This is a genomic window from candidate division KSB1 bacterium, assembly GCA_022562085.1.
Classification (GTDB): domain Bacteria; phylum Zhuqueibacterota; class Zhuqueibacteria; order Oceanimicrobiales; family Oceanimicrobiaceae; genus Oceanimicrobium.
Genome location: JADFPY010000156.1, coordinates 1 through 9,823, shown reverse-complemented (window position 1 = coordinate 9,823; position 9,823 = coordinate 1). Strand labels below are relative to the sequence as shown.

At 46.3% G+C, this 9,823-nt stretch carries 8 protein-coding genes; 7 read left to right on the top strand and 1 reads right to left on the bottom strand.

Features of this window, described 5'->3' with window-relative positions; all coding sequences use genetic code 11:
- The 4 genes from IH879_13335 to IH879_13320 form a co-directional block, all read left to right on the top strand.
- A partial coding sequence (locus IH879_13335; GenBank protein MCH7675919.1) for a hypothetical protein occupies positions 1–3,159 on the top strand: 3,159 nt, incomplete at its 5' end.
- Between the two features lie 132 nt (positions 3,160–3,291).
- Positions 3,292–3,555 (top strand): UPF0175 family protein, encoded by a 264-nt coding sequence (locus IH879_13330; protein ID MCH7675918.1) that lies wholly within the window; start codon positions 3,292–3,294, stop codon positions 3,553–3,555.
- 254 nt (positions 3,556–3,809) lie between these two features.
- Positions 3,810–5,723, top strand: coding sequence for a tetratricopeptide repeat protein (locus tag IH879_13325; protein MCH7675917.1), 1,914 nt, complete (start codon positions 3,810–3,812; stop codon positions 5,721–5,723).
- Between the two features lie 134 nt (positions 5,724–5,857).
- Positions 5,858–7,114, top strand: a complete 1,257-nt coding sequence (locus IH879_13320; protein ID MCH7675916.1) for an asparagine synthetase B — start codon at positions 5,858–5,860, stop codon at positions 7,112–7,114.
- A 63-nt stretch (positions 7,115–7,177) separates the two neighbouring features.
- Here IH879_13320 and IH879_13315 read toward each other — a convergent pair whose 3' ends face one another.
- Positions 7,178–7,603 carry an SRPBCC domain-containing protein gene (locus tag IH879_13315; GenBank protein ID MCH7675915.1) on the bottom strand — a complete coding sequence of 142 codons (426 nt, stop codon included), beginning with the start codon at positions 7,601–7,603 and terminating at the stop codon, positions 7,178–7,180.
- 338 nt (positions 7,604–7,941) lie between these two features.
- Between IH879_13315 and IH879_13310 the strand changes: the two genes are divergently transcribed.
- From IH879_13310 to thiL, 3 genes are all read left to right on the top strand, one after another.
- On the top strand, positions 7,942–8,721 hold the full coding sequence (locus tag IH879_13310) for a hypothetical protein (protein ID MCH7675914.1): 780 nt from the start codon (positions 7,942–7,944) through the stop codon (positions 8,719–8,721).
- A 21-nt stretch (positions 8,722–8,742) separates the two neighbouring features.
- Positions 8,743–9,120, top strand: coding sequence for a YjbQ family protein (locus IH879_13305; protein ID MCH7675913.1), 378 nt, complete (start codon positions 8,743–8,745; stop codon positions 9,118–9,120).
- A gap of 113 nt (positions 9,121–9,233) precedes the next feature.
- Positions 9,234–9,823: thiamine-phosphate kinase (thiL, locus tag IH879_13300; protein ID MCH7675912.1), on the top strand; the 590-nt coding region annotated here is incomplete at its 3' end.

Here is a 9,823-nt window from a genome sequence, read left to right as displayed (position 1 = left end):
GTCTGGTTTGTCGGCCGCCCGCTTTTTGCAATTCTTTTTCGTCCGAATTCGCCGGGTGAAACAGATTTGGCCCTGCGGGTCGGGAATCATTTTGAAAACATCCGCGATCGATTGGCCGACGCCCTGCAGGTTTTTCAACAGCACGCCAAAAACACCGAAGGCTATTCGTTGGAGCTGGCAGACGCCTCTTTGACGGAAATTCATAATGAAACGAAAGACTTGAAATTCGAAAGAGTCGCCAACACGCTTCCTTTAAAAAAAGCTTTTAAATATTCTCTGATCTCGGGCGCGATTCTAACCATTCTGCTTTTGATCTTTCCCTCTTCTCTGACAAATGCTTCGTACCGCCTCCTTCATCCATCTATGGATTTTGCTAAAGATTTGGGTTTGACTTTTGAGGTATTGCCGGGAGATAAAGAGGTCGTCAAGGGAGAAACAGTTCGGCTCAGCGCCAAAGTTAGGGGCGCGGAGGTTGACGAAATCGCTGTCTTAACCAAAAAGAAGGAAGCGAAAGCGTATGAGCGCACCCTTTTAAATTTGAATGAGAGAAACGAGTTTGCTTTTGAAATCGAGAACATCAAACAGGACTTAAATTACTATTTTGAGGCTTCGAAACGCAAAAGTTCGGAATACAAAATTTCCGTTCTCGATCTTCCTTTTGTAAGAAATCTGCAAGTCAAATTGACTTATCCTTCATATTCAAAATTGGGCACGCAATTCTTAAAAGAAAATGTCGGGGATGTTTCGGCTTTGAAAGGAACGAAAGTCTCCGTCTCTTTGCGAACCAACAAAACCGTGCAGGAAGCAAAAATCAAATTCGATAATGAATCTGAAACGCCTTTGCGGATTTCCGGACGGGACGTTTCGGGCAGGTTCGCGCTCAGTCGTTCGGGGAGCTACCATTTTCTTTTAGCTGATAAAAAAGGGCTGGCCAACTCGGATCCAATCGAATATCGCTTATCTGTTATCGAAGATCAGCACCCGCTTGTACAAATAACTTTCCCGGGGCAGGATGTTGATTTGGGTAAGGACATGCAGCTTCCGCTCAGCATCGAAGCGGAAGATGATTTCGGTTTTTCAAAAATCCGGATCGGTTACCGTATTCTTCATGAAGGGAATCGAGAGGGCAAAGAGCAATTTCTTGATTTAACCCTTGCCAAAGATGTGCGAGAAAAATTTTTCCTGAACACCATCTGGGAGATGTCAAATTTGGGTCTGTTTCCACAGGACGTCGTTACTTATTTTGCCGAGGTGTTTGACAACGATCGGGTTTCGGGTCCGAAGAGCTCCCGGAGCCAAACCTATCGCGTTCGCCTTCCTTCTATATATGAGTTGTATGACGAGGTCGCCCGCGGTCATGAAGAATCTTTCAACGATTTGCAGCAGCTTTATGAGGAGGGCAAGACCCTAAAATCAAAATTAGACGAAATCGTACAAGAGATGAAACGGGAGCCGGAACTCGATTGGGAGGAACAGCAGGAAGTTCAGGATGCAGTCAGGGCGCAGGAAAACACGCGCGAGAAATTGCAGCAGGTGCAGGAGAAATTGGACCAGATGGTCGACCGCATGGAGCAGAACGATTTACTTTCTCCGGAAACGCTGCAAAAGTATCAGGAGCTGCAGAAGCTCGTGGAAGAAATGCTGACCCCGGAACTGCTGCAGGCTTTACAAAAGCTGCAGCAATCCATGGCCGATCTCGATCCGCAAAAAATGAAACTGGCCATGGAGAAGTTCGCAGCGTCTCAGGAGGAATTTTTGAAAAGCCTGGAGCGTACGCTTAATTTACTCAAGAAACTGCAGATCGAACAGAAGCTGGACGAGTCGATTCGAAAGGCTCAGGAGCTGCACCGGCGCCAGGAGGAGCTGAATAAAAAGGCTGCTTCGGATTCAGATCGACAAAAAAGCAGCAAGTACGCTCAAGAGCAAAGCGGCATTAAAAAAGACACGGAAAGTTTGGAGCAGGAACTCGAGCAACTGCAAAATAGTATGAGCGCGTTTCCACAGATGCCGCAAAATCAAATCGATGCGGCACGGGAGCAGAGCGGTCAGAACTTACAAAATAAGATGCAAAAGGCAGCACAGCAATTTCAATCCGGGAATATGAGCGGGGCGCAAAACACCGGACAGCAAATTTCGCAGGACTTGCAGCAGCTCATGGAGAGTTTGCAGAGTGCTCAGAAGCAGCTTTCCGAGCAAGAAAAGCAGAAAATTATGCAGGCCTTGCGCCGTTCTTCCCGCGATTTGCTCAACCTTTCCCAGCAGCAGGAAAATTTGATGGAGTCCACAAAAGGCACCGACCGCAATACGCCGGGAATGACCGGGTTGGCGGATAAACAGCAGGACATGCTTGGCGGCCTTTCACGGGTGACAAACGGCCTGTATGAACTTTCGCAGGAAACCTTTTTTGTGACCCCGGAAATCGGCAAGGCCCTGGGAAAATCCATGAAGGGTATGCAAGACGCTTTGCAGGGTTTGGAAGCGCGCAACCCCGGCAAATCGATGCAAAGCCAAAATCAGTCTATGTCCGGATTGAATGAAGCGGCCTCCCAAATTCGCAGCTCGATGCAGGGCTTGAGTCAGGCGTCTTCGGCCATCGGGTTCCAGGAAATGATGCAGCGCATGATGGGGATTTCCCAGCAGCAGCAAGGCGTTAACCAGCAGACTTCACAAATGGGTCAATCGCCCGGCGAAGGAATGACCATGGAACAGCAAGCGGCAATGCAACGATTGGCCGCCGAGCAAAATGCTGTGCGCAAATCTCTTGCACAATTGCTGCAGGAAGCTGGCAACCGCTCGGACATGCTGGGCGATTTGAATCAAGTTGGCAAAGATATGGAAGAAGTGGTCAAGCAGTTACAGCAGCAGAATTTCAACCGGTCGATCATCGACCGGCAGCAGAGAATTCTTTCCCGGCTGCTGGATGCCCAGCGTTCCATGAACCGCCGGGATTACAGCAGAAAACGTCAAGCTGAGACCGGCCAACAATACCAGGTAATGAGTCCGCAATCGTTATCTAATTCGCGGGGCGAAAAAGACTGGCTGAGAAATGAGCTGCTTAAAGCCATGCGCGAAGGATATTCAAAAGATTATAAAGAATTGATTCGGAAATATTTTGAGGCACTGGCCCGGGAAGAGCAAGGAGGGAGCTTGAATAATTGAGTAAATTTACATCACATTCTCATTCCAGCTCTGCTTTGGAATACCACAGCCGGAAGAAAGGCTGGATAATTGAAACTTTAATAGGCAATAAAAGTAACAATCCTTCATTAGTAAATATGTGAGGAAATTCAAATGGCAACAACTCAAATCCACTTTGATATCTCAGAAAGCATCTTACAGTCCTTGAACCAAAATAAAGAAGAGTTCACTCAACAGACCCGCCTTTTTACAACACTTGAGTTGTTCAAAAATCATAAACTTACATTTGAACAGGCAGCAGAATTGGCTGGAATGGACAAGAAAAGATTCTTGGTCGAATTAGATAAACACAAGATCGATCTAATCGACTATGATTCATCGGAGCTTGAAAAAGAACTTGAAAGCTTTCAAACATGAGGATTGTGGCCGCTCCGGCTCCTCGTCCTGAAAAACGGGACGAGGGAGCCTGCTCGGGCTTCAGGCGCCACCTTCCCGATTTTTATTATAAAAAAAATTAAGGAAAATCGGAAAAGGGGGTCGCCTTCCGCTAAATTTTGTAGCAGAACTCGCCAGAGTTCTGGGCCAACATCAGAGTTCATGAATAATGCAGGTTAATTGCTAATAGAATCCGAGAGGAGAGAATTTATATCAACGTGCTCTTGAATTGTCTAATGAAAAAACTGTTTAGATGGTTGCGGAAATTAGCGAAGCGGTTTCCGCAACCCAGGCAATTACATATCCTGGGAACCCGCAAGTGGATCATGCTTTTTGTAACCCTCGCGGTTACATTTGCTTTAACCTCAACAACCCTCGCCCAAACCACGGACGTAAACAAAAGCCGCCTGCGGACTGCGCAAGATCTGGAAAGGCGCCGTAGTTACGACAACGCTCTGCGGATTTATCGCAGCCTTTATGACCTCGTTCCCCGGAACCAGCTCTACTATGAAGGTGTCAAGCGAAATATGCTGCGACTGAAAAAGTTCGATGAGCTGGTGGTAATTATTAAAACGCAAATCAACCTGAGCAACGGCAACAACCCGAGGTTCTGGGCCGACCTGGGGAACGTTTATTACAAACGCGGCGACCCGTCGCAGGCGATGAGTATTTGGGAAACGGTTTTGGCGGATGATCCGAAACAGAAATCCGGGTATATTTACGTCGCCAACGCCATGGTGCAAAACCGGCTTTACGACCAGGCAATGGAGGTTTATCAAAATGCCCGCCAAGCATTCGGCCAGCAGCATCTGTTTGTTTTTGAATTGGCGAATATTTATGTCCTGCGCCTGAAATACCGCGAAGCGACTTTAGAGTATTTAAGCTATCTTGAAAAAAATCCGAGACAGTTCAGTTACATCGAGGGTCGAATTACCGGTTATACCAAAGACCCCGAGCATGCCCACGAAGTCGCCGAAGTTTTAAAATCGCAACTTCCACGAAGTAAGCAGGCGTACTTGGTTCGCAAGCTTCTTGCCAATCTCTATCTGCGCGTCGAGGATTTTGAGATGGCTTTGCAGCAGTTCAAATTTCTTGAAACCGTGAAAGAGCCAACTAACCAAAAGAAGCAGGGACAGGAGCTCTATTTTTTCGCGGAAAAATCGCTGCGGGCCGGTCAATATCAGTTCGCTCAGGATGCTTTTGAACTCATTCTCACAAATTATAATAAATCTCCTTATCGGCCGCGGGCGTTTTACGGAGTTGCAATTTCCAGGCAAATGCGTGGGTTTTCCGCGGAAGCATTGACAAGCTACAATGATTTGATCGATTCGTTTCCAAAAACCCGCTGGGTGCAGGACGCTCTATTTCAAATAGGCGAAATTTATTTCCAGGACCTTTTCGAATTAGACAAAGCGCTTGGTACTTATCATTTATTAATCCGAAAGTATCCGAATAGCAAAAATTCTGTCCAGGCGCATTTTCGAATTGGAGACTGCTACGCGGCGCAAGGAGACTTTGAAAAGGCTCAACTCTGGTATGACAGAACTCAAAGTCTCCGCACTGCTAATCCAACTGCGCGGGATGAAGCCTTGTTTAAAAGTGCTAATTTAGATTTTATGCAAGGCGAATTTGACACAGCGCTCGAGAAGCTGCATAAAATTACTGAAAAAATCGCGCAAAAAAAAGGAGAGCAGCCTTTTGTAAACGATGCCCTTGAACTGACGTTTTTAATTGAAGAAAATCAGGCCGAATCCAAAGAAGCGTTGGTGGTTTATGGCCAGGCGCAAAAGCACAGAGTGCAAAAAAAGCTTGCCGATGCGATTAAAACGCTTCAGGAAATCATAAGCAATTACCCCACCGCCAGCATTCTCGATGAGTCGCTCTTCGACCTTGGGGAACTAGAAAGTGAGCGCGGAAACTACGCGGCTGCCATCGGTTATTTTCAAGGTTTGCTGGACGACTACCCTGAAAGTCTGCAAAATGAACTGGCGCAAAAGCGAATTGCTGAAGTCTATGAAACTGAGTTGGGCGATAGTCAAAAAGCTTATCAAGCTTATGAGCAGCTTCTCATCAAGTATCCCAGCAGCGTCTATCTCGAAGAAGTCCGGCAGAAGTTGCGGGAGCTGCAATCGAGGCAGTTGAGTAATTGACGCGCGTTCTTTAGCGTCATTTCGAGCCCTTCGGCTTTGCTCAGGACAGGCTCCGCGAGAAATCTGTTAATTACAAGTCATTCTGCTGATCAAAAAAAGATATTTTTTACAGGAGTAAGAATTTCTTGAACAAATTGGCTCTTTTAATCTTTTCACTTTTCACTCTTCACTTCTCAACCGCATTCGCTCAAAAAGTCCTCATTCCAATGGACTTGAAACAGACCGATCATCTCAAAGCTTACGGCGTCGCGTTCTGGGCATTGGAACGTTCGATAAATGTCGAATGGCTGCTCAATTACCGTGGCGGCTCCTTCATGATTGACTACTTCCCGGCGGTCGAACGCGAATTAAGACTGCGGGGCGTGACTTTTTCAAACCTCTCCGGCACACAAGCCTCGCAAGTTTATGCCGAGATTGAGGAGGGCAATACGGACATCATCTTGCTGGAAAAAGCCCCCAAGATCGCGATTTACACACCGCCAAACAAACAGGTCTGGGACGATGCCGTGACCCTGGCGTTGACTTACGCGGAAATTCCTTACGAAACCCTTTGGGACGAAGAGGCGCTCAAAGGGGATTTAAAAAAATATGATTGGCTTCATTTGCACCACGAGGATTTTAGCGGCCAGTACGGTAAGTTTTACGCCAACTTTCGCAATGCGCCCTGGTACATTGAAGAAGTTTTGCAAAGTGAAACCATGGCCAAAGCCGCGGGGTTTTCCAAAACTTCGGAAGAAAAGAAAGCAGTTGCCCGCGCTTTCAAAAATTATGTTCTCAGCGGCGGCTTTCTTTTTGCCATGTGCTCGGCCACCGATACTATCGAGCTTGCTTTGGCTGCAGAAAACACCGATATCGCCGCCGCGGTCTTTGACGGTGACCCGCAGGACCCCGACTGCCAGGCAAAGTTGGATTACTCCAAAACATTCGCATTTGAAAACTTCACCATCGAGCAGAACCCGTTAGTCTATGAACATTCGGATATCGACTTTCCACCGAGCAACATGCCGCGCATCCGAAATGCCGAGGCCGATTACTTTACTTTATTTGAATTCTCTGCGAAGTATGACCCGGTGCCGACCATGTTAACTCAGAACCACGTTTCGGTGGTCAAAGGATTTATGGGCCAGTTAACCGGGTTTAAAAGAAGTTTGATTAAAAAGTCGATTACGGTTTTGGGTGAAGTTGAAGGAGGCGAAGAGGTTAAATATATTCACGGCAATTTAGGCCGCGGCACTTTTACGTTTTACGGCGGCCATGACCCGGAAGATTACCAGCATTTCGTTTATGACCCACCGACTCAGCTTTCGCTGCACAAGAACTCGCCAGGCTATCGCTTAATTCTGAATAATATTTTGTTCCCGGCCGCGAAGAAGAAGAAGAGGAAGACTTAGATACAGGATAGATGCCATCGCTTTAAGCGGATAGCATCGTGGTTCCGCCATCCCTTATTATTTTTAACTTTCTAAAATCGTTTTTAGGCCTTCAAGAACAGTGTCCCAACTTGCCTGAGTATGGTTATAGGTGTCCTCGTCTGCGAATTCTCCTTGCGTTACTGAAAGATTTGTAATGCCATTTTCTGATGATAACTTGTAAGTTACAGTCGTGTGTTTTGACGGCCTATTTTCAAATTCAGGCGCAAAGCAAGTATGTTCCAGCAGCCGGTTCGGTTCAATAGCCGTTATAACACCTTTGACGGGCACGATTTCCTTTCCATCAGATATGAATTTGAAAATTATCGGGCTTCCAACTTGCCAATCTGAAATGGCCTCACAATTAAAGAAATATTTTTTGGTTATTTCGGGATGGGTCAACGCCTCCCAAACTTTTGAGATGTCCGCGTTAAGTTTTACTGATTTCTCAACGATTAATTTTTCACTCATTTTATAAGTCCTCCTTTTCTTTGTATAAATTTAGACTCCCGCAAAACAGCCTAATGACACAAAAGTGTACTTTTGCTCAGTGGGCTCAACACTTAAAATTTGTTAATTAAAACTCTTGATCGGAACATGTCAAAAATTCAAGAATTAATCAAGTATAAATATGCTAACGGCGCTTGACTTTTTCACCCCTTTAGCATCGGCATCGAGCAGAGTTTTACCAAGATCAGTGTGCAGTAGAACTTAGATATCAAAATCAAAAGAAATAATCCGGTTGCCTTTTAATATTCTGCATTATATATTTTTAGAGCATTAAAACTTACCAACAGAAGGAGGAAAAAATGCGCACTCGAAACTTTCTTTTTATAATAACTTTATGTTTTTGCGGTATTAAAATGCTTTATGCGCAAAGCGATACCCGGGATGACGTCCATTTGTTTCAGACGTTTTTTCGTGATGCCACCGTAGCTGAGAATCCATTCGGCGATGCAACGGTCGGATTCAGTGATTTTGACGGTGGCAAAATCACTCATGTTGGCGTGCGTGGCGCCTTTCCAATCAACCCGCAATTTGAAATCGCCGGGGGAATCGCATTTATCAATTCAGATCCAGATAATGGTAGTGGTGAGTCCGGAATAACCGATTTGCGGGTGACAGGCCGGTATCATCTTGTCACGCAAGGACAAACAAATATATCAATTGGTGGATTTCTCACACTGCCAATTGGAAAAGAGGACTTAGCACAGGGCGAAGCCAACTTTGGCGGGTTCGGGGCTTTACGCCACCCGGTTGGCCCAAGAACGGTCATCACAGGGGTTGCCAGTTTAGACTTCTTGAAAGGCACACCGGCTGCGAGTGGAGGATGGCCACTTTTTTCCATCGGAGGTGACCGAAAGGCCGTGTTGCTCATCGGAGGCGGAGTCATTCATGAGGTGAACAGTCAAATTAATATTATTGGTGAGCTCAATTTTGCCACAAAAGGTGATTTTAGTATGCTCAATGGCGGCATCGACTATAAAATGCAGTCGGGCCAGCGGTTACGAGGTACCCTCGGAATTGGATTCGATGACGGCGCTCCCGACCTGGCAATCGTTGGCAGTTTTCTGCACGAATTCAAATAGTAAATATGTATAATTTTTGAAATGCTTAAAGAATTCTCCATCCGCACCAACCAGCAAGTCGAGTTTGTGAAACTCACCGGCCAGGTTCAGAAGCTCCTGGATGAAAGCGGCGTTCAAGAAGGAATTTGCCACGTCTATGTGCCACACACTACCGCAGGGATTACCATCAACGAAGGCGCCGACCCGGATGTCATTCGAGATATGACCATGGAACTAAATAAAATCGTGCCGCTTGAAGACGGCTACCGCCACGCGGAAGGAAATTCGGCAGCGCATATCAAAGCCAGCATGATGGGTTCGTCAGTAGCAGTCATCATTGAAAGTGGCAAGCTTGTTTTGGGAACCTGGCAAGCAATTTTCTTTTGTGAATTCGACGGCCCGAGAACCCGACGGGTTTAGTTCGGTTTAATTAAGCACCGAAGGACACCGAAAGCACTGAAAAAAATAGATTTTTTACGCCTTAACAGCGGTGTTATTCAGTGTCCTTCAGTGTTTTCCATTCTAGTTTTTTTATGCAGCTCAAAGAAATCGGCGAGTTCGGTCTCATTGACCGGATTAAAAATATCGTTGATACCTCCTCCGCAGAACTCATTGTCGGGATTGGCGACGACGCTGCTGCTTTCAGAACTTCAACAGATCTTCTAACTCTTCTCACAACCGATGCTTTAATCGAAGATGTTCATTTTGATTTAGACTATTTTACTTTTTATCAATTAGGGTGGCGGGCGCTTGCTGTGAATCTGAGCGACATCGCGGCAATGGGCGGCCGGCCGAAATATGCCGTGTTTTCTCTTGGGCTTCCTGAAAAAATTCAGGTTGAATCGGTTGAGGAATTCTACCAGGGGGCAAAAGAATTAGGCGATAAATTCCAAACTGCAGTTATCGGGGGGGACACAACGCAATCGCCGGATCGGTTGTTTGTTTCCGTTACAGTTGTCGGTGAAGTTGAAGAAAATAAATTAACGCAGCGCTCCGGCGCCCAGGTTGGAGACGCGGTTTTTGTGACCGGAACGCTTGGCGGCGCCCGGGCGGGTCTGAACGTACAAAAATCTTTGGATACGAACCTCAAAGAAAAGTACCCGTGCCTAACCGACAAACATCT

Excerpts from the sequence above, each read along its gene's own strand:
- IH879_13330 (MCH7675918.1), top strand. The coding sequence starts at position 3,292 with ATGGCAACAACTCAAATCCACTTTGATATCTCAGAAAGCATCTTACAG.
- IH879_13325 (MCH7675917.1), top strand. The coding sequence starts at position 3,810 with ATGAAAAAACTGTTTAGATGGTTGCGGAAATTAGCGAAGCGGTTTCCG.
- IH879_13315 (MCH7675915.1), bottom strand. The coding sequence starts at position 7,603 with ATGAGTGAAAAATTAATCGTTGAGAAATCAGTAAAACTTAACGCGGAC.
- IH879_13310 (MCH7675914.1), top strand. The coding sequence starts at position 7,942 with ATGCGCACTCGAAACTTTCTTTTTATAATAACTTTATGTTTTTGCGGT.
- IH879_13305 (MCH7675913.1), top strand. The coding sequence starts at position 8,743 with ATGCTTAAAGAATTCTCCATCCGCACCAACCAGCAAGTCGAGTTTGTG.